This is a genomic window from Aerococcus sp. UMB7834 (genome assembly GCF_030215145.1).
In the GTDB taxonomy this organism is placed as follows: domain Bacteria; phylum Bacillota; class Bacilli; order Lactobacillales; family Aerococcaceae; genus Aerococcus.
Genome location: NZ_JASOLI010000006.1, coordinates 171,159 through 191,582, shown reverse-complemented (window position 1 = coordinate 191,582; position 20,424 = coordinate 171,159). Strand labels below are relative to the sequence as shown.

Below are 20,424 nucleotides of genomic sequence, written 5' to 3'. Positions count from 1 at the left end.
GAAGTGGACCTCTGGAGTAAAAGACCGAAGAAGTATGAAAAGACTTCGCAGGGATTTTATGAAGAGGAGCCACTTCTGCGCGACCGAACCCGACTAGCAAGGGTGTGAGGGAGCGCGGTCAGAAGTGGACCTCTGGAGTAAAAGACCGAAGAAGTATGAAAAGACTTCGCAGGGATTTTATGAAGAGGAGCCACTTCTACGCGACCGAACCCAACTACGAGGATAAGAACAGCTTTAGCCGGTCGTTCCGATTGGGTGAAATCACTCCGAGTCTGCTCTTGCGAATCCGACTAGGATGTGAGGAAGAGCACTTAGACTCACATAATTTTAGAGGCCATCGAAAAAGGCCGGGGTTAACCCCCGGCCTTTACCTACTTCTTTGACAGCTATTCAATTAATAACCTGTTCCAGTCTCATCCCCTGCTTGTGGAGCCGGTTCCGGACTTGTAGGAGCAGGTTCTGTCCAATCATTATCCGTGGCTGGGGCTTCCTGATTTTGCCAAGCCCCTCCCCCATTATCGGCCGGAGCTTGCCAGCCTTGACCTGGATCTTGTGTTCCTTGATCGTCGCCAGAGAAAATATTTCCGAGCCAAGACTTGGCATATTCCCAGCCTTCTTGGATCAAGCTGCCCCCATCTATCCTAATATCTGGTGCATTCAGTGAAATATTTGGGAGGTAGACTTGGGCCTGACCCAAAGCAAAGTAGCCTAATACTAAGGCGAGGACGATTACTAAGAGACAGCCCCCACAACCGCAACCCCGGCGCCGCTTTCGAGGATAGGGCTTATATTGGGCTTGATTGGCTAAGGCCTGGGCCTCTTGCTTGGCTTCCTTGGCTCGCTGGCGCTCCTCAGCCAGAGCAGCCTTCTTCTCTTTCCAGGGTTCTTTCTTGGCCATCTCATGCTCGATGCCCCGGTTAATGGCCTGGCCGCTAGCTTGGACGCCCCGCTTCACTTGCTGGCCTAAGCCGGAAAGAAAGGCCGCCCCTTTACTCTCCATACTCGAGTCAGCAGGACCTTGCTCAGCTTCTTCTACATAGTCATCAGATTCTTCTTCCTCTACTTCACTTCTTGTCTCATCTTCAATCGGTTTTTCATTGAGAACTTCCACCAGGGCATCCCGGTAAGTTTCCAGTTTAAGCTGTTGGCGGTGGTTTTCCCGGGATACTGGTTCAGCTGCCAGCTCTTCTAATTCATCTTGGACTTCTAAATATTCTAGCTCCAGATCTGGCCGGTCTTCTTGACGCAAGTAGGCCTTTAATTGGTCTGGGTTATCAAAGTGTTGATTAAATTTTACCATGACTCGTCTCCTTTAAGTGCAAGCCGATCAATCACTAATCTGCTCTCAACATCTTCTTTAAAGCTATATTATACCATTTCTTCCTCATAAAAAGAAAAAAATAATAAAAAATCAGTCTCGAGGCTTATTAGGTGCATTCTAATAAAAAATAAGCTATAATATTCTCAATTCATAAGCTAATAAATAGTAAGTGAATAAGAAGGAGGTATGCATTTTGCAAGTTATTATTACTTTACTCATATTTGTCGCGCTCTGCCTGGTCCTCAACCAGATGAGCCGCAAGCACATTAAATATTCCAACCGGGTCTTCACCGGTCTCGGCTTAGGGATTGTTTTTGGACTCTTGATCCAATTTATTCTAGGAGCTGAAAGTGATGTCACAGCGGAAATTATGGACTGGATTGATATTGTCGGTAAGGGCTACATCAACTTCCTACAAATGTTGGTTATCCCACTGGTTATGGTGTCCATGATCCGAGCCTTTACCAAGCTCGACCACAACCAATCCAATCTCGGTAAGATTGGGACAGGCGTCATCGGCACCCTGCTCATTACAGTCGCCATCGCCGCCTTCATTGCCATCGCCACCGGAGTTCTCTTCAACCTCGATGGGGCAGAATTTGCCCGGGGCGCTGCTGAGAATGCACGGATTGACCAATTAGTGGAGCGTAATTCGGAAATTGCTGACCTAACCATTCCTGAGACTATCCGCTCCTTCATTCCTGTCAATGTCTTTGCAGATATGGCGGGTAGCCGGTCCACCTCAACCATCGCTGTTGTCATCTTCTCTGTCTTTGTGGGGGCTGCCTACTTGGGTGTCCGCCGCCACCATCCTGAAGAAGCTGAAATCTTTGAAAAAATTATCAACAGCCTCCATGCCATCGTCTCCCGCCTAGTGACCCTAGTGCTGCGGATTGCCCCATACGGCATCTTCGCCCTGATGACCAAGGCCCTAGCCACTTCAAGTATCTCGACCATCCAAACCATGGCAACCTTCATTGTGGCCTGCTATGTGGCCCTAATCGTGATGTTTATCATCCACATGATCATCCTGGCCCTCTTTGGCATTAACCCGATCCAATACCTCAAGAAGGCAGCCAATGTCTTGCTCTTTGCCTTCACATCACGGTCCAGTGCAGGTTCCCTGCCCTTAAATATCCAGACCCAGACTGAAGCCCTGGGGGTAGATACACCAACTGCCAACTTCTCGGCCACCTTTGGCCTATCCATCGGTCAGAACGGTTGCGTGGGGATTTACCCTGTTATGTTAGCCGTTATCGCAGCACCAGCTGCCGGCATGTCCTTCTCTGACCCAAGTAGCTGGATTACGATTATCGCAGCAGCCACCATCACCTCTATCGGGGTATCTGGTGCAGGCGGCGGGGCCACATTCGGCTCCCTCATCCTCTTCGGTATGTTGGGACTTCCTATCGAAGTTATCGGCCTCATGGTTTCCATCGAACCCATCGTTGATATGGGACGAACAGCTCTTAACGTGAACGATTCCATTATCGCTGGGACCGTTACCTCTAAGGCCATGGGCAACATGAACCAAACCATCTTCAACGATCCTGAAGCCTTAGTTGAGCCCGAAGACGATGTGGACCGTTAAGAAAAACTAATCATAACAAAAGACCAGTCAAAACGTGCTGACTGGTCTTTTCTATTGGAATAATTTTCCTAAGTTGGGAAAACCCTCACCATATTTCAAATAACGGTACTTGATGTAGTTGGCATAGCGGCCGGAGAAGAAGGCAATCAGGACCAACTTCAACCAGAAAGCGAAAGGCAAGCAGATAAGAATGATTAGGACTAGGCCAAACTCCCACAAGCCCTGGTAGCAAAACCAAAGTCCGTTAAAAATAAAGGCCCAGATGTTAAAGCATCCCTTGTCCTTATCACCACTGGCCTCAATCCTCTCCAGCTCTGCCTGCATGGCTGGCGTCTCTCCCGCAAATGGAAAGCGTTCCTTGTGCACACTGGGCGAATTCGCCTGGGCCAGCCCACAACGGGAACAGAATTTCTGCCCCACTAAGAAGCTGCCCCCACAGCGCCGGCAGTAAGCCGTCCCTGTCAAAGGATCCTGGTCACAATTATAGCAGTAAGAGGCCTGTTCATGGAGCCGGTAACCGCAGTGGGTACAGTAGGCCTTGGGAGCGCTTGCCTTTACCAAGTCCTCCTTGCGGTAAGTCGCTGTATCGATTAAATCTTCATTTGTCATTATGCCGCCTCCTCATTAAGTCTCTTATTCTACTATAACCTTTTTTGAGCCGTTAAAAGCGAATCACTCCTGAATAAGCCTTGAAAGCTCTTGAATAGGTAAAAAAGCCCAAGCTCTACTAGGAGAGCCTGGACTCTAAAAATCGATAGAAAATTATTTGCGGCGTTTCAACAAAGCAGCACCAGCTGCGACTAGGGCAAGGCCAAAGCCGGTGAAGGAAACGGCAACCGCACCTGTCTTAGGTAAAACAGAATGCGCTGATTGGGATTTAACTTGGCTAGCCTTAGCTTGCCCTTGTTTAGCTTCCTTAGGCGCAGAAGCAGCTACTTTTCCTGGCTTAGCTGCTGGATCTTGGGCTTTAGCAGGTTTTGCACTTGGCTTCGCTTCAGTCGCAGGAGCCTGAGCTTCTTGACCTTTTCCTGGAGCTGGCTTGTCTTGGTTTTGGCTTGGTGCTACTGCGCTAGGCGTTGCAGTTGTAGGGGCAACGGTTGTTAGCTTAGTAGTTGAAGGTTTAGACGTTTGGCCAGGAATCGCGTTGGTGTTAGTACTTGGATTTGGTGTTGGCGTTGGATTTGGTGTTGGGGTTGGGTCTGGTGTTGGGATTGGATTTGGTGTTGGCTGTGGATCTGGTGTTGGCTGTGGATCTGGTTTTGGTTGTGGGTCTGGTGTTGGCTGTGGATCTGGTGTTGGTTGTGGGTCTGGTGTTAGTTGTGGATCTGGTTTTGGTTGTGGATCTGGTGTTGGTTGTGGATCTGGCGTTACTACCCCACCAATTTTACCAGCATCATAATCCGTATCACCAGGTTTCATAGATAAGGTCAGGGCAGCGATTGGATCATATGCGTTCTTGTACTTAGAAGCATCAACACCTGGAGCATTTTTTGAGAATCTACCATAACCGAAGGAAATATTAAATGGATTTAAAATTTGATAGAGGTGGCCATTTTTCGCAGTGAATTTCCCATTAGCCGACTTCAAGGCAGGTAATTCAGAGGTGGTCCAAGCTTCAAAATCAGCTTCGACAGAATTACGCCCCCAACTTAGGTTTTCACCCCAGGCACTGCTATTTTGGTATTGGGGCTTACTTTCTCCATCTGGTCCCTTGTGAGCAACTTTACCATGAATGGCTGTTTCTTCCGCGCGGATATAAGCATCCTTTTCATTCATCCGATCATAACGAATATCATTAACATATTGTTCCTTAGTTAGGCCTTGCTGAGTCACATAGTTTTTCAGTGAAGTGCCTGCAAAAGGAACTGTTTCATCGTCATAATAAGTATTACGAGTGTTGCGGATGAGTTCTAAAGTTTTCTCAGCTTCTTGAGGATTTTGGATTTGGTAGGCTGCATTGCTAGCATCAGCACTTGGAGCAGTTGTAGCTTCTACAGTTCCCGCCGTTGTGGTGGCAGTCGCAGCGCCTGAATCAGCTGTTCCAGTCGCTTCAACCACTTGAGGGTTGGCTGCGAGGAAGCCTGCAAGGGCTACAGAAGCTAGACCCAGATTTACTTTACGAAATGAGACTGTGTTTTCTTTATTCTTCATATAATCTCCTCCTTATTCATAGCATAAGTATACTACATTTTATCAGTAAAAACTAATTGTTTCCTAAACTGTCATTAATCACTCCTGAACCGAATGAAACCCCTTTCTTTTGGTAGTATAAATGAAAATTCTTTCAGTTAGCAAAGTTTTGCTGTATAATAAGATTAAATTTTAGACATGTAAGGTGGATGACCAATGCATATTGACGATGTAAAAGAATATTTCTTAGAGTGCTTGAAGCTTAAACAACCCATTCGGACCTCTTCCATGTTCGTGGGGATTACCTTGAGCGTATGCTTCTGCCTAGTTCTCTTTCTACTTATCTACCTCCTATCACCCGTCAGCTACGAAAACTTCTTCTTGAAGATATTTGATATCGTCCGCTACCTTCTCCTCCTAGTTTTCTTCTTAAATATGTGGAAATACTTTGCTTCCAGAACATCAAGATAAAATAAGCGCTCCAGGATAAATTTTGACCTGGAGCGCTTATTTTATCTTGATATGTTATTGATTAGCAGTTACCAACTGAATTAGCTACTCTATTTTATGAGCTGAGAATATCACAGATCTTACAGAAAGCCCATATCCAAAAGAAACAAGGAGTCTCTAGTCTCTTTATTATTACATATTTATTCGTTTAATTTTTGATAAAGGAACACTATATCATCATTTGGAGAGTCATTATACAGACAAAACATTGTCTTTATAGTCAAGCAAAACAACATCAATTGATCGGTGGCTAAGTGTTTTAGTTGGTATGATTAGCCACTAAGGAATTTTTCTGCTTAGCTCTTTATAAAAGTTTTCACGGCTAGCAGCTTGGATAATCTCCACTGTAACAATGTCTTCGTGGATGGTGTAGGCAATTCGATATTGTGATTTTTGATAGTGGATTGGTCTAGTATAAATATCCTTCAACTTGCCCTTTTTCCTATCTCCGCAATGAGGATCTTTGGCGATTACTTGATATATTTCATCTCTAATCAACTTCATCAGGCCTTTATCTTTCAGCTTCTTCAGTTCCCGCTTGGCATTATTTCTGAAATAGATTCTATAATCCAAATTCACGATTAAAATCCTCTTCAGTCATTTCACTCGCTGGCTCTTCCATCATCTCAGATAAACGCTCTTCCATGAATTTCTTTCGCCGTTCCATCTCTTTAATAATTGCTTCACCGTCTGTAAAACCAGCTTTGACAATATCAGTTAATAACAAAGCGTCAAAGTCATCTACAAAACGGGGAACGCTCTCCACTCGTTCAAAGAAAATTCCATCTTCTTGTAAGTGGGGTTTAAAGCTGGCTCCCTCAGTAACATTAAAGGCTTTTGGAATGGTAATCATTAAAGAATTTCCTTGCCTCCTTGCTTTTACTACCATTTTATCACTCCTCATAAGTAATTATTTTAGTAATTACATTATAACCTAATTTAACATGATAGTCTACACTTAGCCCCTTATTATTCAATTGTCAAAGGTCTGTAGTGCCTACCCCACCCTGGCAAGTTCATAGAACCTGAAATGAATAGATAGGAGCTGAGCGGTACTAGCTACCTGTTAAAAGCTATTATCTAACCGAATATATGGTCTAGAATTGATGTCAAGATTGGGCAGTTTCCCCATGAGTGCAGAGAGAGCTTTTTCCTTATGATTTCTTAGTAATTAAAAGGCACTTTAATTCTATGAGTGTGAGGGCTTCCGTACCGTGGACCCTCTTTAAACCAAGCAGAACAATTATCCTCTTGCACATGTGGAGCTAGTGAAGCAGTTTCGGAGCAGTTTTATTTCTCACCTGTACATTTAGAGCCAACTCAACGCCTACAAACTGTTTGAAAAGATAGTATTCTCCTTGTTTATGTGGCGTCTACTACTTACGAATCATAACTTAAATTGCTATCTCCCTTGTGCATGTGGGACTCCCCTTAAACATTGCTAAAAAGAGACAAAAGAAAAAGCCACGGCAAAACCATGGCTTCATATCTGTAAGCAGGAGAGCTAATGCAGTCCCTCCTCAACTCTTGCGGGGTCTTTATCCCTCAAGCTTTATACTGGAGGGGTATTCTTTCAAACATTTCGTACTTTTTCAAGAAAGCCTTCATATCAACGTTTTAGGCTTGTTTTTGAGCGAACAAAACCCCTTCAATGGAGACGATCGGGCTCGAACCGACGACCTCTACACTGCCAGTGTAGCGCTCTCCCAACTGAGCTACGCCCCCGTCAATAAGACCATTCTACCTAATTTCCAATAGAAAGGCAAGGACTTTTTATAATTATTTTTATATCTAAGAAAACATACAGAATAAGCAAATCAAACTAATTGCTTATTTATAAAAATATTTCAAAAGCAATCAAATTAATTTGCTTCATCTAAATAGCTAAGCCCTGAACTGAAAACCTTTCCATGTTATACTAGAAGCAAAGGAGGATGACTCATGCCAACATATACATTAATTACAGGTGCCAGTTCAGGGATTGGTGAAGCTTATGCCCGCTTAGCCGCTAGCCAAGGGGAAAACCTCATCTTGGTTGCCCGCCGCGAAGAAAAACTGGCTGCCTTAAAAGAAGAATTGGAAGACAAATATCCTAGCATCAAGGTTGACTACCTGGTCCAAGATCTTAGCCAGATTGACGAGTTGGAAACTTTTTACCAAAAGACCAAAGCTTATCACATTAAGTGTTGGATCAACAATGCGGGTTTCTCTAATAGTAAGGACTTCCTCAGTCTGACCAGCGAAGAAGTCCTAGAGCTGATGAAGGTGGATATGCTAGCCCCTACTCTGCTCAGCCAGTATTACTTGCGCGATTACCAAGCCAACGAGGGAGCTTGCCTGGTCAATGTTTCTTCAGTGGCAGGCCATGAGCTGATGGAATCTTCACCCTTCTACAGTCCGATGAAGTTCTATATCAGCGCCTTTTCCGAAAATATTGGCCGCTATCTCCATAACCAAGAGGCAGCGGTCCAAGTCAAAATTTTAGCTCCGGCTGCTGTTAACACCGCTTTCATCAATGTGGCCTCTCAGGATGAGAGTCTGACAGCTGACGATGTTTGGAAACGCTACAATGAAGCGGATGAGATTGCCGCCTTCCTGGACCAGCTGATTAAGAGCGATAAAGTCTTAGCTAAGGTAAACCTAGACAGCCGCGAATTTGAACTCCTCGATCCGCAATTACCCAACCGGTGGGCAAAAGATTAGAATTGTATTATAATGAATAAAATGTTTTTGAAAGGAAGTTTTGCTATGTTAAATCTTAGTCCAGGTCCTTCCCATGTGACTGACAAGGTCCTCAAAGCCTTTGCCCAGTCGAAAACGAATACCGACCTTGACCATGACTACACCAACTACCAGCGCCAAGTGGAAAAGAAAGTTTCACAAGTCCTTCAGACGGATGCCCCTTCCTTCTTCATGATAGGCGAAGCGCTCATCACCTTAGAAGCGGCCATCTTCTCCATGGTTGAAGCAGGTGACCGGGTCTTAGTCCTCTCCAATGGGGTCTATGGGGCCGGTTTTGCAGATTTTGTACGTTTTGTTGGCGGTGAACCTGTTCTCTTCGAACAAGACTGGCGGCACGGCATTAAACTTGATGAATTGGAAGCCTTCTTAGAAAAGGACTCTGATTTCCAAGTGGCTACTTTCGTCCATTGTGAAACACCTACGGGAATCTCAAATGACATCCATGGCATCGGAAACTTGCTCCACCGCTATGACATCTTATCCATTGTGGATTCCGTCTCTGGAATCGGAGGCGAAGCTATCGACTTTGACCGCGCCCAAGTGGATGTCTTGCTCGGGGGCAGTCAAAAATGCTTCTCTGCCCCGGTTGGTATTGGTACCGTGACACTATCTCAAAAGGCCTTGGACCGGCTCGACCAGCGGCAAAGTCCCATCCCTTCTTTCTATTCCAACTTTAAGTCCTATCTTAATTTTGATAATGACCACTTCGATTTTCCTTATACCATGAGCGAGAACTTAGTCTATGCCATGGATGCTGCCTTAGACCAAACCCTCTCCCATGACTTCGCTGCTAAGCACGCCAAATGGGCTGATAAGACGCGGCAGCTTTTCCAAGAAGCAGGTTTTGAACTCTATGCCAAAGACCATCCTGCCAATACCCTAACAGCTGTACTCCTTCCCGAAGGCTTTAACAGTTTTGATGTAATGGCAGAAGTTAAAGAAGAAGGCCTCTTAATCGCTAATGGCGACGGCCCTCTCGGTGAGCGCATCTTGCGGATTGCCCACATGGGATCCAATATAGAAGTGGCTTATTTTGAAGCCATGTACAAGGCCCTCGACAAAGCCTTCCAGAAACTCGGCATCCCTAGCCAAATCTCCCTAACAGAAGCCTTCCGTGCCTCTGATTTATAAGCTTCACTAAAAAAGATTGACTCCAGTTTTTATCTGGAGCCAATCTTTTTTAATCTTCTTTATCAGCCAATTTTTTCTCTTCACGGGCGAGACTAGCCTTCTTTTGTTCAAAGGCATCTTCCCGGCCTGGACGAATGTCAGCTCGGAAGCTAATTTCGGTCCGGATGCCATTTTCAGCCAAGACCTTAGCTGCCTTGGTCACTACCGCCATCACTTCATCCAAATCCCCTTCGATTTCGGTCGTCATAGCGTGGGTCTGGTAAGGCAGTCCTGAATCTTGGATCACCTTCACCGCTTGGATGACATATTGAGACAGGTGGTCACCTTGTCCGTAAGGGGCAATAGCGAGCGCACATAGGGTATTTAATTGTGACATATTCAAAGACTCCTTTCCTAATCATCTAAACCATAGCGGGCCTTATACTGGCTCACCTTCTGCTTGAGTTCGGGAACCCCATCACGCATGAGTTGTTCCCAAATCGATTCCTGGCTCCCATGCCGGGTAATACTCGACTGGGAGGCACTTGAATCTTGGCTTTGGGCCGCCTCTTTGACTTGAACATAGGCTTGCCATACGGCTTCTAGGAAGTCATCTTCCACTTCATCGACTACCCGGTGTTCCTGACGATAGAGGTTTCCCTTACGCACGAGACTCTCCTTCTGATAGCTGGAATTCCAGTGGTCGAGATAGCCTTGAGCGACCATATAGAAAGCAGCTTCATCCGAAATCTCCGAAAAGTTAAAGTGGGGTTCAATCTCTAGGGTCTCTAATTCCGGATAGCTGAAGGATTGAACCAAGGGCAAATAATCCCCAAATTGCACCCGGATTAGCGCTTTTTTCAGGTCATGTGTTTGCGACATAAGCCTCCTCCTTCTAATCATGGGTTTGGCGCAGGCGGTTTTGCATCAATTGATTATTATAGGCTTCACTTTGACGCAAGTAAAGAATCTTGCCATAACTTTCGGTCGACAAGGGATTCTCTTCTTGAGGATCCGCCTGAGTCAAGATCCAGTACATGTTATGGTAGCCATAGCGGTCGAAACCATCATCCCCGTAACCGTCTGTAAAGTAGACAGCTACCGAATTATGGTCGTTAAAGCCATGATCATGGAGCCACTCAAAAGCCGGCGCAAAGCTCGTCCCACCCCGCCCTTCAAAAGAAAACTGGGATAGGGTCTGGTGGGTCAAACGTTCAGCCTTCACCACCTTGGTATCGACTTGGACCAGCCAGACTTGGTTGCCCAGAGTCTTTTGGATATTGGCCAATTCACCTAGGCTATAAGCTAGGGCTTCCTCATTTTGCGAGGCGGAGGTGTCGACAAAAACAATCAGGGTCGTTGCGGTATCCAAGACCCGGCCGGGCAAGTCGATACGGAAGGGTTGCCGGCGGTTCATCCGGTTCTTAGACAGGCGGTAGGGAACGGGAGTTGCGCCCTCGCCCCTCTGGATAATCTCCTTCCAGTTGATGGCCCGTGACTTGTTCATCGGTTTAACCTTTTCCGATAATTGGCCCGACAAGTGTTCCCGCATCTCATCGGTCAAGTCATCATAGGCCTTACGAACCAGGCCATTGATGATCTTACGGTGGAGGTCGTTATTCTTACCCTGGGGGATGACCTGCTGCATGGAGAAATTCTTCTTCATTTCATCGTTGAGCTGTTCGGCAGAATCAATGCGCAAGTCCGAGAGCTTATCTTCATCAAAATTACCCGCTAGCTGACTATATAGATCGTCCATCTGCCCCGACCCCTTCATCTTCTCAAAGGTCGACAGGGTCCGGTTGTGGCTAGGATGGGAGGGATCATTAGCAATTTTCTTCATCTCTTGGTAATAGTAGAGGGTCCCCTTCTTCTCCTGTAGGCGGACATCGAGTTTCTTCCTTAAGCCAGGCAGGAAAACGGCGTGACTGGGAAGGTCTTGGATGTACTGGTTAATCTCTGTTTCCATCGCCACGCTCATGACCTTAGCATCCTCCGTCTCTTGAAAGGCCCAGTCATAATCGGTCATATGATTAAAAATTATGTGGTAGCAAATCTGACGAATCCCCGCCAACATTTGCTTTGGACTCTCATAATACATGAAGAAAAGGATAGGATTGATAGTGAGCGTAAAGCGTAAGCCCTCAAAGGATAAGTTCAAGGGCTTAGCTAGGGTCTTACTCATCTGCCGGTCCAAGCGGTAAATAATGCCCGCGAAGAGGCTGTCGTTAGCCCCACTGTAGCTGCGGTCCGTCATCAGAGAGGCCGTTAAAAGCCCAATGAATTCGTGCATGAGGTCAGAAAAGGTCTGGTAGTCCTCATCCGCCCCAAAATTCATGTAAATGATGAAGGCAATCCGCAAGCGAAAATAGCGGTCATCAATATTGTCGATAGCGAGCTCCTGCTGGCTAGAACCCATTAATGCCAACAATTCATCCCGACTTTTATCTGTCTTGATTCCGTCCATACAGGTCTCCTTTCCCTAATTATTTCTTCGAAACGGCCATGGTAATCTCAAAGGCCCGGTCCACATAAGCGTCAAAATTCGAGAGAGCTTGGTTCAAACCTCCCAAAGCTGAGTCTGCTTCGGCTTCGTTCAGGCGTTTGACCAAGCTATAGACCTCATCTGCTTCCGTTGCCAAAAAGAGGTCCAGATAGCGGCTAAGCAGGTCCTGGTCGGTCAATAAATCCTCATGGTCCAGGAGATAGGCAGTCAGGTCTTCAATCACTCGCTTCTTGCGGATGGCCTGCATAGCTTGGTAGCGGTCGAGTATAGAAGCATCCAAGTGAGGACCTTTCGCTTCAACCACTTCCGACGCCTTGATAAAGTCGCCTTGGTGGGTTTGGAGATAGGAGAGGAAGACTTGACCGGCTTCTTCACCGATACAACCGTCAATCCCTTCAACGAGGAAGGCCAAGAGGTCATCATCTGCTAAATCAAGCAAATCATAGCCTGCCCCTTCATAATTATAGAAGAGCTCCGATAAGCGCTCATAAGCACGAGGGGTCGGATTCTTATCCCGGGTTTCATCAATCACAATGAAGTATTGCCGGCCCTCTGCTTGGAGGAAGTCCCGGATGAGCGGATGGATCATGGAACGCCCTGGCCGCTTAGGATGGTCAGCTTGGGCAAAAGATTCCAGCCACTGGTCTAAAGTCGTTCCCATCCGAATCCGCATGGTCCGGTCATTAATGGCCATATCCCGGGCATTGGTCGCATAGGAAGAGCCTTCAAAGCCTTCAACATCAGAAGACGGGTTTTCCGCCGTAATAATAACCACATTGTCTGGCAGGTCGATCCCCATAAGATTGCGTTGGAGGACTAGGTTCATCAGTTCCCCTTGAACCATAGCGATCGGCCGATTAAATTCGTCGAGGAAGAGGATGACTTTTTTATCCGGATTAGCCTCAGCCGCATCAACTGCCCCTTGGACTTGCGGGTTGAGATAGTAATCGATCCGGTCTTCCTTAGGCACCGGCATGGTCAGGTCCCCAGGCTGTAAGAGCGAGCAGGTAATTTCAAAGAAGGGAAAGTCATTTGCAGCGGCGAGTTCACGCACGAGCTGGGACTTACCAATCCCCCCGTGTCCCACAATGTCTGTTACAATATTTGAATCTTCTTGGAGCAATAAATTAATTCCTTTAAAGACTGCACGATATGTCAGCCCTGGCACTCGGTCTGCCATCAACATCCACCTTTCTTGTGTTTCATTCAATCTTCTTCTATTATAACAAAGATCCAGCCTTGAAACTAATCCTAGCTTTTGAGCTTTCCGCCAAAAACCACTAGAATAGACATTGTAAGCGACTAAAGATATAGGAGGACAAGCATGTATACATTAACTGACCAACAAATTGCTCAATTGCCATTAGACGCTATCCAAAAACTCAGCCCCGTAACGGGTGGCGACGTCAACCAGGCCTACCGAGTCCAAACCAGCCAAGGCGACTATTTTCTCTTAGTGCAACCTAACCGCCGAGAAGATTTCTATAGGGCTGAAATTGCTGGTTTAGAAGCCATGGCTGAGGCGGGAATCCGAGTGCCGGAAGTCATTGCCCATGGCGAATTAGGCCCCGACGCCTACCTTGTCCTAGAATTTATCCAGGAAGGTCAAGGCCAGCAAGCTGATCTCGGCCAGATGCTGGCCAAGCTCCACCAGAGCCATTCCGACCGCCAACAATTCGGCTTTGACCTCCCCTACCAGGGAGGCGATATCCGCTTTGAAAACACTTGGAGGGATGCTTGGAAAGACTTCTTTATCGACCAGCGCTTAATCCCCCTCGACCAAGCCATTAGCCAAAAAGGTCTCTGGCAGCCAGAAGACCAAGCCAACTATCAGAGGGTTCTTGAAATAATAAGCGAAACTTTAGACCAGCATAGCTCAAGCCCTTCCCTCCTACACGGTGACCTCTGGGCAGGCAATTATATGTTTGACCAAAACGGCCAACCGGTTCTTTTTGACCCGGCCTGCTTTTACGGGGACCGGGAATTCGACTTGGGAGTCAGCCTGGTTTTTGGCGGCTTTAGCCCTGACTTCTACCAAGCCTATAATGAAGCCTATCCCCTAGCTCCCGGTGCCAAGCAACGCTTAGAATTCTACAAACTCTACTTCCAGGCCCTTCACCTCTATAAATTTGGCGCCACCTACCTCCAATCCGTCCGCCAAACTATGGCGCGGATTAAAGACCAGGCCTAAATTTTTCTATCAAAAAAAAGCTGCGCTTTGACTTGCACAGCTTTTTTTGATTAATCCATATATTTTAATTTACCTCGGAAGTCTTCAATAGTCTTATAACCTTTTTCCTTCATAATGGCTTCGAGTTCTTCTGTCAGGCTCGCAAAACAGCCTTCCCCTTCTTCATAGAGGGTCGTCCCTACTCCAACCATGCTGGCTCCGCAAAGGATATGCTCAAAGACATCCCGGCCATCGCAAACGCCGCCAGTCCCTATAATAGCAATCTCTGGCCGCAAACGTTGGTAGAAGGCATGGACATTGGCTAGGGCTGTTGCCTTAATGGTTTCGCCACCGATCCCACCAAAACCTTGCTTGGGTTTAATCACGACCTGCTCATCATGGATCACGAGACCGTTGCCCACCGAATTAATGCAGTTAACGTAGGCTAAGGGATAAGCATTGAGGATATCCGCCATCTGGTCAAAGTGACTGGGGTCAAAGAATGGGGGCAGCTTAACCCCTAGGGACTTGGTAAAGAAAGAAAAGACGCGTTTTAAAATCCGGTCAGTTGTTTCAAAATCATAGGCAATCTGCGGCTTCCCGATAACATTGGGACAGGATAGGTTTAATTCCACGAGTCCCTTGAAGTCACTCACTTCGACCTCTTCTAAGATTTTATAGATTTTCTCTTCCTCCAGTTCAGTAACAGAGAGGAAATAAGTTTTATCCGGTTTAGCCGCTTGGAAGTCTGCTAGAGCTTGGAGATAGTAAGGCAAGCCTTGGTTGGGCAGTCCGGAGGAATTAATGCTCCCTAAGGCAAAAGTCTCCACTCGCGGCTGGGGATTTCCCTCCCGCGCTTCCAGGGTAGCCGTTTTAGTGATGAAGGTCCCCGCTGCTGAGTCATCCAATGCAGCAAGTTCTTCCTTCCTTTCACAGGAAACACCCGAAGCGTTCATAAGACAATTAGAAAAATGAAAGTGATGAATTTGACTTGGTACAACCATTGATAAGTCCTCCTAATTATAAATTATAAAAAAGAACCCCCTAAATGAAATAGGAAGGTTCTAAAGCAAATACTTTGCCCATAAAAAGAGGGATCCCATCGAAAGTAAGCATTTCTTCTGTCATTTGATGGGTCCCTCCTCTTTTTATTTCTTTTTATAGTTTAGCGATTTTGCCCGAACCTGTCAATTAGATTTTTTGCCAGGTGTGCTTGGAGAAGAGCAGGAGCATCGGATAGATCTCCAAGCGACCAAAGAGCATGGCGAAGGATAGGACCAGCTTGTTCCAATCGCTTAATTGGGCAAAGCTCGCAGCTGGCCCGACTTCTCCTAGACCGGGCCCGACATTGTTATAGGCCGTAGCGACAGCCGATAGAATAGTCTCCAAGTCCCCCATAGAAGGAGATACTAACAGCACAAAGAGGACAAAGAGCAAGACATAGGTCACAAAATAATTCTTGACGGTCGTCAACCAAGCCGTGTCCACTTGCTTGCCTTCCATCCGTGAGGCGACGGCCTGGTTAGGATGGATGATTCGCTTGGTATTAGCTAAGAAGCTCTTCCATAAGATGGTCAGACGTGAAACCTTGAGACCACCCGCCGTTGAGCCGGCACAGCCCCCGACAAACATTAATAAAAGTAAGATCACTTTAGAGAATTCTGGCCATTGGTTAAAGTCATTAATGGAAAAGCCGGTTGTGGAAATCACCGAAGCAACAGTAAACAAGGCTTCTTCGAGGGCCTGACCGAGGCCAGCTGTTTGATCTTTAATGTTCCAAATAATCAAGGCTGTCGCTCCTGCTACAATCAAGAGGTAATTTCTTAACTCCTCATTTTTAAAAGCCCGGCGGTCTCTTTGGATGAAAAAAAGGAAGTAGAGGTTAAAGTTGACCCCAAAAATTAACATGCCTGTGATTAAAATATAATTGATCAGAGTGGAGTCGTAATAAGCAACACTGGTCGCCTTAATCCCAAAGCCCCCTGTTCCGGCCGTCCCAAAGGCATGGAGGATGGCGTCAAAGACCGGCATCCCAGCTAGGACCAAGGCCAGAATTAAGACGAGGAAGAAGACGAAGTACAAGGCGTAGAGGATCCGGGCGGTAAAGGATAAGCGGGGAACGATTTTACCGAAGCTGGGCCCCGGCACCTCGGCACTCATGATCTTACCTGCCCGGCGATCAACACGGGGCAAGGCAGCTAGAACAAAGACCAGGATCCCCATCCCACCAATAAAGTGGGTAAAGGACCGCCAGAAGAGGACTGAATGGTCTAGCGATTCGACATCGGTCAGGACGCTAGCCCCCGTCGTAGTAAAACCACTCACCGTTTCAAAAAAAGCATCGAAGAGCGAATCCATGCTGCCGGTAAAGATAAAGGGCAGGCCTCCAAAGAAGCTCATTATAATCCAAGACAAGGCGACCACCAACATAGATTCCTTGGTATAAATCGCTAGGTTGGCTAACTTACGGCGGCTCATCAGCCCTCCAGCCAACATCAGGAAAAGAGCTGGCCCCAGAAAGGCGAGGACATTATCCCAGCCTTCCTGGTAGAAGAGAGCCACTAAGACAGGCAGCAACATAAGGAAACCGCAAACGGCGAGTATCCGGCCTAGGGTATGGACAATTACACGTGTATTCATGCCCTACCCCCTTAGAATGTCATCAAGGTCGGAGATATCACGTTGGTAGGCGACAATGATCAAGCGGTCGCCAGCCTGTAACTGGTCATGGCCACTCGGGATAATAATTTGTCCCTGACGGAAAATCGACCCGATCATCACATTGTCGACCAGGTTAATTTCAATTAAGGACTTACCGACCAAGCGCGAATCCGAAGCCACCGTGAACTCAATGGCTTCCACCTGGTTATTGGCAATACGGTAAAACTTCTCAATATTAGACCCATAGGAACGTACAAAGGAGCGAACCAGGTGGATAATACGGTCCGCGAAGAGCTGGTGGGGGATTACTACCGTTTCCAGGTCCATCAGACCAGTATATTCGATCAAGGCCACCCGGTCCATCTTAGTCAGGGTCTTGCCGATACCGAGGCGCTTGGCCAGGATAGATAAGACAATATTCTCTTCATCAATCCCAGTCAGGGTTATGAGGGCATCAAAATTCTCCAAATATTCTTCAAATAAGAGGTCTGGATGGGTCCCGTCGCCGACAATAACCACTGCTTCTTCATTCTCAGCAGCTAGGCGGAGAGCCTTTTCTTCCTTGCGCTCAATCACCTTAACGGCAATCTTTCTTTGGATAAGTTTGGGCACCAGGTGGAAGGCGATATTGGAGGCACCTACGATCATGGTCGAGCGGATCTTTTTGGTCGAGCCGCCTAGGACCTTATAGAACTCACGCAATTGCTGGGTGTCCCCTGTCACATAGACCCGGTCATTGGCCCGGATCACAAAGTCCCCATAAGGAATAAAGATTTCGCCCTGGCGTTCCACCACGCAGATCAAGATCTTATCAATATGGTCAAAGACCGCTCCTAACTGGCTGAGAGCCAAACCATCAATCTGGCTGCCCTCGCTCACATCCAAACTAATCAGATGTGCCCGGCCCCTGAAGAAGGATTCTACGCTAAAGGCAGAGGGATAGTCTAGGTTATTGAGCATTTCAGTCGCAGCCTCCAGCTCAGGATTCACGATGAGATCAATCCCGAGTTTGCCATTGGAGAAGTTCAGATAATCCGTATATTCCGGATTAGACACCCGGGCAATAGTATACTTGGCCCCGAGTTCCTTGGCCACAATGGAGGCCATCAAGTTGATTTCATCATAATTGGTCACTGCAATAAAGACATCGCAGTCTTTAATATTGGCTTCTTCTAAGACGCTGATGGTCGCTGCATTTCCCAAGACTCCCATAATGTCATAGTTGGCAAGCAAGTCTTCTAATTTATGAGCATCTTTTTCAATCAGTGTCACATCATACTGTTTACTTGAAAGGTCCTCGCATAAGGCGGAGCCGACTGCTCCAGCCCCCACAATTGATATTTTCATTTGACTTAACTTCGCTTCTTTCTCTTTATCATTCATCTGCTAAGTTATCATTTGGGCATGAACCAGCTCAACTAAGCGCTCGTTCCTATCATTAAATCGCATTGCTTCATTAAGGCGCAAGCTTAATCATTGCAGAGCTCTGGCCGGCATGATCTAAGGCCGAGCCCCTAACCTGCATCATTGAAATCTCTTAACTTAAAGGCTTGCCCCTCCTACTCAGCACTAACTATAATAGTCGAATGCCCTAAAAAATGCACGCCTTTTTTAAAAGTTTTTTAAAGTAAAAAAATATGCTATAATCGGTAATAAATATGATAGGAGGAAATCAGATGTCCAAACAAACAACTGCTAAATACCAGGCACTTTTTGAGCCGGTTAAACTCCCTAATGGAATTGAACTAGCAAACCGCTTTACCCTCAACCCGCTCACCACCAATTCATCGTCCAGAGAAGGCCTCGTGACCGATGAAGACCTCTTCTACGCTGAGAGACGGTCCCAGTCCGCTCCCCTACAAGTGACGACCGCTGCCTATATTGAAGACTATGCCCAACTCTTCGAATATGGGCCCAGCGTCCGTGATGACCGCTTCATCTATGGCTTGTCCAAATTAGCTGAAAGTATGCAAAAAGACGGGGCTAAGGCAATCTTACAGCTCACCCATGCTGGCCGCTTCGCCAAGATTGCTCTTCAAGACTACCATGTGGTCTATGGCCCTAGCCGGATGGAGCTGAAGACCCCAGTCGAACATACCGTCTACCCCATGAGCCAGCGCAAGATTGACCATGTCATTGCCCAGTATGCCGCTGCAACCCGCCGCGCTATCCAAGCAGGCTTTGCCGGGGTGGAAATTTCTAATGCCCAACGTCTCCTCCCCCAACAATTCTTCTCTCCTTTCTCCAACCAAAGAGACGATCAATATGGCCCCCAATCCATCGAAAACCGGGCCCGCTTCGGGGTTGAAGTCACAGCTGCTTGCCAAAAGGTGATCGAAGAAGAAGGAGCTACAGACTTCATTCTTGGCTTCCGGGGCACGCCAGAAGAAACCCGGGGCAGCCAAATTGGCTATACAGTTGAAGAATTTAACGAGTATTTCGACCGCTTGCTCGATGTCGCTGACCTTCAATACTATGCCATCGCCAGCTGGGGCCATGATATCTATAAAGAAAAGGTCCGCGCCGGCAAATACGAAGGCCAATTCGTTAATGAAGCGGTTTACAACCATGTCAATGGCCGTGTGCCCGTCATTGCAACCGGTGGGATCAATAGCCCTGACAAGGCCCTTGAAGCCTTCCAATATGCGGATATGGTGGGCCTGTCTTCCGTCTTTGTCACCGAACCTGATTTCGTGACTAAGCTAGAAGCTGGCCGAGAAGATGAAATTAACCTGGGCTTCTCAGTTGAAGAACTCGATGACCTGAAGATCCCTCACCGGGCATTCAAGGACCTGGTTGAATTTATGGACTTTGGCGGCTCGCTCCCCCAAGAATCTCGCGACCGTTTGCGCGAACTTGCTGACCAAACACCAACTTCTTACTTCAAAGAATACAAATAAAAAGCTAAAAAATAAGCGGCCCTTCCTCACTAGCAGAGGAAGGGCCGCTTATTTTGCTTCGCTAATTTTTTAGTTTAGTAGATATGTTCCACATCACGGTATTCTCCCTTGAAGAGGTCCAAAGTCTTTGGATCAGCTTGGTCAAAATCAATGGTATCGACTAGCTTGGCCTGGACAATCTTACGGTTGGGGTCGTCCCCTAGAGCCTTGGTGCAGGTCATCAGGGTCAACATGGCCTGGTCAGTCTTAGGATCAACCAAGTCCACCCGGGTTTCTGGAACCACCTCATTAAAATCGACCTCGAAACGGTAAATTTTATCTAAGTCAGTCACATAGATCGAATCCCCTATCTTGGTCTTATCTAAGATGGGCGTGAGGAGGAGGTTTTCTCCAAAGTAATTCATATTATGACTGGTAATCGGATAATTCCCCTGGCCTAATTTTTGTTCGCCGGGGAAGAAAGTCGAAGCCCCATGCAACATATTTTCTTCAGTTAGACCGTCGAAAATAGGCACATAAATGTCGGCATCAGGATAAGCCACTGCTCCAATCACTGGAATCACCGAATTTAAGCCTTTAATCCGCTCTTTAGCAGCGGCGACATCTTCCGTGCTAGCCTTACCCTCTGCTTTAGAGGAAGCAAGTTCCTGACTGCTTTGACTGCTTGCTGCCTCGTGGGCTTCCTTAACCGGGGCTTTCTCCGCTGAACAAGCGCTAAGAACAAGGGCTGCCAAACTTAGGACTGCCAGATAATGTGTCATTCTCTTCATGTTTTTTCTTCCT

At 46.9% G+C, this 20,424-nt stretch carries 19 protein-coding genes and 1 tRNA gene; 6 read left to right on the top strand and 14 right to left on the bottom strand.

Features of this window, described 5'->3' with window-relative positions; genetic code table 11:
• Positions 1-394: 394 nt before the first annotated feature.
• Positions 395-1,300 (bottom strand): hypothetical protein, encoded by a 906-nt coding sequence (locus QP339_RS06635; RefSeq protein WP_284910883.1) that lies wholly within the window; start codon positions 1,298-1,300, stop codon positions 395-397.
• Between the two features lie 214 nt (positions 1,301-1,514).
• Here QP339_RS06635 and QP339_RS06630 point away from each other — a divergent pair, with 214 nt between their 5' ends.
• The gene (locus QP339_RS06630; RefSeq protein WP_284910882.1) at positions 1,515-2,912 is read left to right on the top strand and encodes an L-cystine transporter; all 1,398 of its coding nucleotides are present in this window, start codon (positions 1,515-1,517) and stop codon (positions 2,910-2,912) included.
• A 51-nt stretch (positions 2,913-2,963) separates the two neighbouring features.
• Here QP339_RS06630 and QP339_RS06625 read toward each other — a convergent pair whose 3' ends face one another.
• On the bottom strand, positions 2,964-3,521 hold the full coding sequence (locus tag QP339_RS06625; protein WP_284910881.1) for a DUF2628 domain-containing protein: 558 nt from the start codon (positions 3,519-3,521) through the stop codon (positions 2,964-2,966).
• Positions 3,522-3,674: 153 nt separating this feature from the next.
• On the bottom strand, positions 3,675-5,063 hold the full coding sequence (locus QP339_RS06620) for a CAP domain-containing protein (protein WP_284910880.1): 1,389 nt from the start codon (positions 5,061-5,063) through the stop codon (positions 3,675-3,677).
• Between the two features lie 195 nt (positions 5,064-5,258).
• On the opposite strand from QP339_RS06620, the gene QP339_RS06615 reads away from it, so the two are divergent.
• Positions 5,259-5,513, top strand: a complete 255-nt coding sequence (locus QP339_RS06615; RefSeq protein WP_284910879.1) for a hypothetical protein — start codon at positions 5,259-5,261, stop codon at positions 5,511-5,513.
• 318 nt (positions 5,514-5,831) lie between these two features.
• On the opposite strand, the gene QP339_RS06610 is transcribed toward QP339_RS06615, so the two are convergent.
• The 3 genes from QP339_RS06610 to QP339_RS06600 form a co-directional block, all read right to left on the bottom strand.
• Positions 5,832-6,131, bottom strand: coding sequence for a type II toxin-antitoxin system RelE/ParE family toxin (locus tag QP339_RS06610; protein WP_284910878.1), 300 nt, complete (start codon positions 6,129-6,131; stop codon positions 5,832-5,834).
• A complete protein-coding gene (locus QP339_RS06605) occupies positions 6,115-6,441 on the bottom strand; it encodes an AbrB/MazE/SpoVT family DNA-binding domain-containing protein (RefSeq protein ID WP_141744565.1) in 327 nt (108 codons plus the stop codon). Before QP339_RS06605 ends, QP339_RS06610 begins: the two co-directional genes overlap by 17 nt.
• Before the next feature lie 763 nt (positions 6,442-7,204).
• Positions 7,205-7,277: transfer RNA gene (locus tag QP339_RS06600), tRNA-Ala, on the bottom strand.
• 216 nt (positions 7,278-7,493) lie between these two features.
• Here QP339_RS06600 and QP339_RS06595 point away from each other — a divergent pair.
• Positions 7,494-8,255, top strand: a complete 762-nt coding sequence (locus tag QP339_RS06595; protein ID WP_284910877.1) for an SDR family NAD(P)-dependent oxidoreductase — start codon at positions 7,494-7,496, stop codon at positions 8,253-8,255.
• A gap of 45 nt (positions 8,256-8,300) precedes the next feature.
• Complete coding sequence (locus tag QP339_RS06590; RefSeq protein ID WP_284910876.1) at positions 8,301-9,425, top strand: pyridoxal-phosphate-dependent aminotransferase family protein; 1,125 nt, start codon at positions 8,301-8,303, stop codon at positions 9,423-9,425.
• A gap of 49 nt (positions 9,426-9,474) precedes the next feature.
• Here the strand turns inward: QP339_RS06590 and QP339_RS06585 are convergent, their stop codons facing one another.
• From QP339_RS06585 to QP339_RS06570, 4 genes are read right to left on the bottom strand one after another with little or no spacing between them, the layout of a single operon-like run.
• Complete coding sequence (locus QP339_RS06585; protein WP_070617051.1) at positions 9,475-9,801, bottom strand: MTH1187 family thiamine-binding protein; 327 nt, start codon at positions 9,799-9,801, stop codon at positions 9,475-9,477.
• A gap of 17 nt (positions 9,802-9,818) precedes the next feature.
• Entirely contained in the window at positions 9,819-10,286 is a 468-nt protein-coding gene (locus QP339_RS06580; RefSeq protein ID WP_284910875.1) for a hypothetical protein, read from the bottom strand.
• Between the two features lie 13 nt (positions 10,287-10,299).
• Positions 10,300-11,871 (bottom strand): vWA domain-containing protein, encoded by a 1,572-nt coding sequence (locus QP339_RS06575; RefSeq protein WP_284910874.1) that lies wholly within the window; start codon positions 11,869-11,871, stop codon positions 10,300-10,302.
• Between the two features lie 19 nt (positions 11,872-11,890).
• Positions 11,891-13,090, bottom strand: a complete 1,200-nt coding sequence (locus QP339_RS06570) for an AAA family ATPase (protein ID WP_284910873.1) — start codon at positions 13,088-13,090, stop codon at positions 11,891-11,893.
• A 144-nt stretch (positions 13,091-13,234) separates the two neighbouring features.
• On the opposite strand from QP339_RS06570, the gene QP339_RS06565 reads away from it, so the two are divergent.
• Positions 13,235-14,101: a fructosamine kinase family protein gene (locus QP339_RS06565; protein WP_284910872.1), complete on the top strand. Its 867-nt coding sequence runs from the start codon at positions 13,235-13,237 to the stop codon at positions 14,099-14,101.
• A gap of 50 nt (positions 14,102-14,151) precedes the next feature.
• Here QP339_RS06565 and QP339_RS06560 read toward each other — a convergent pair whose 3' ends face one another.
• From QP339_RS06560 to trkA, 3 genes are all read right to left on the bottom strand, one after another.
• Positions 14,152-15,084, bottom strand: a complete 933-nt coding sequence (locus QP339_RS06560; protein WP_284910871.1) for a dihydroorotate oxidase — start codon at positions 15,082-15,084, stop codon at positions 14,152-14,154.
• 187 nt (positions 15,085-15,271) lie between these two features.
• On the bottom strand, positions 15,272-16,720 hold the full coding sequence (locus QP339_RS06555; RefSeq protein WP_284910870.1) for a TrkH family potassium uptake protein: 1,449 nt from the start codon (positions 16,718-16,720) through the stop codon (positions 15,272-15,274).
• A 3-nt stretch (positions 16,721-16,723) separates the two neighbouring features.
• The gene (gene trkA / locus QP339_RS06550) at positions 16,724-18,088 is read right to left on the bottom strand and encodes a Trk system potassium transporter TrkA (RefSeq protein ID WP_284910869.1); all 1,365 of its coding nucleotides are present in this window, start codon (positions 18,086-18,088) and stop codon (positions 16,724-16,726) included.
• A gap of 329 nt (positions 18,089-18,417) precedes the next feature.
• On the opposite strand from trkA, the gene QP339_RS06545 reads away from it, so the two are divergent.
• Positions 18,418-19,641: an NADH-dependent flavin oxidoreductase gene (locus QP339_RS06545; RefSeq protein ID WP_284910868.1), complete on the top strand. Its 1,224-nt coding sequence runs from the start codon at positions 18,418-18,420 to the stop codon at positions 19,639-19,641.
• Between the two features lie 74 nt (positions 19,642-19,715).
• Here the strand turns inward: QP339_RS06545 and QP339_RS06540 are convergent, their stop codons facing one another.
• Positions 19,716-20,411 carry a class A sortase gene (locus QP339_RS06540; protein ID WP_284910867.1) on the bottom strand — a complete coding sequence of 232 codons (696 nt, stop codon included), beginning with the start codon at positions 20,409-20,411 and terminating at the stop codon, positions 19,716-19,718.
• Positions 20,412-20,424 lie beyond the last annotated feature (13 nt).

What these genes read in the sequence shown, in the direction of transcription:
- QP339_RS06625 (WP_284910881.1), bottom strand. Translation starts at nt 3,521, where the DNA reads ATGACAAATGAAGATTTAATCGATACAGCGACTTACCGCAAGGAGGAC.
- QP339_RS06540 (WP_284910867.1), bottom strand. Translation starts at nt 20,411, where the DNA reads ATGAAGAGAATGACACATTATCTGGCAGTCCTAAGTTTGGCAGCCCTT.
- QP339_RS06635 (WP_284910883.1), bottom strand. Translation starts at nt 1,300, where the DNA reads ATGGTAAAATTTAATCAACACTTTGATAACCCAGACCAATTAAAGGCC.
- QP339_RS06595 (WP_284910877.1), top strand. Translation starts at nt 7,494, where the DNA reads ATGCCAACATATACATTAATTACAGGTGCCAGTTCAGGGATTGGTGAA.
- QP339_RS06580 (WP_284910875.1), bottom strand. Translation starts at nt 10,286, where the DNA reads ATGTCGCAAACACATGACCTGAAAAAAGCGCTAATCCGGGTGCAATTT.
- QP339_RS06575 (WP_284910874.1), bottom strand. Translation starts at nt 11,871, where the DNA reads ATGGACGGAATCAAGACAGATAAAAGTCGGGATGAATTGTTGGCATTA.
- trkA (WP_284910869.1), bottom strand. Translation starts at nt 18,088, where the DNA reads ATGAAAATATCAATTGTGGGGGCTGGAGCAGTCGGCTCCGCCTTATGC.
- QP339_RS06545 (WP_284910868.1), top strand. Translation starts at nt 18,418, where the DNA reads ATGTCCAAACAAACAACTGCTAAATACCAGGCACTTTTTGAGCCGGTT.
- QP339_RS06565 (WP_284910872.1), top strand. Translation starts at nt 13,235, where the DNA reads ATGTATACATTAACTGACCAACAAATTGCTCAATTGCCATTAGACGCT.
- QP339_RS06585 (WP_070617051.1), bottom strand. Translation starts at nt 9,801, where the DNA reads ATGTCACAATTAAATACCCTATGTGCGCTCGCTATTGCCCCTTACGGA.
- QP339_RS06605 (WP_141744565.1), bottom strand. Translation starts at nt 6,441, where the DNA reads ATGGTAGTAAAAGCAAGGAGGCAAGGAAATTCTTTAATGATTACCATT.
- QP339_RS06570 (WP_284910873.1), bottom strand. Translation starts at nt 13,090, where the DNA reads ATGGCAGACCGAGTGCCAGGGCTGACATATCGTGCAGTCTTTAAAGGA.
- QP339_RS06615 (WP_284910879.1), top strand. Translation starts at nt 5,259, where the DNA reads ATGCATATTGACGATGTAAAAGAATATTTCTTAGAGTGCTTGAAGCTT.
- QP339_RS06620 (WP_284910880.1), bottom strand. Translation starts at nt 5,063, where the DNA reads ATGAAGAATAAAGAAAACACAGTCTCATTTCGTAAAGTAAATCTGGGT.
- QP339_RS06555 (WP_284910870.1), bottom strand. Translation starts at nt 16,720, where the DNA reads ATGAATACACGTGTAATTGTCCATACCCTAGGCCGGATACTCGCCGTT.
- QP339_RS06590 (WP_284910876.1), top strand. Translation starts at nt 8,301, where the DNA reads ATGTTAAATCTTAGTCCAGGTCCTTCCCATGTGACTGACAAGGTCCTC.
- QP339_RS06560 (WP_284910871.1), bottom strand. Translation starts at nt 15,084, where the DNA reads ATGGTTGTACCAAGTCAAATTCATCACTTTCATTTTTCTAATTGTCTT.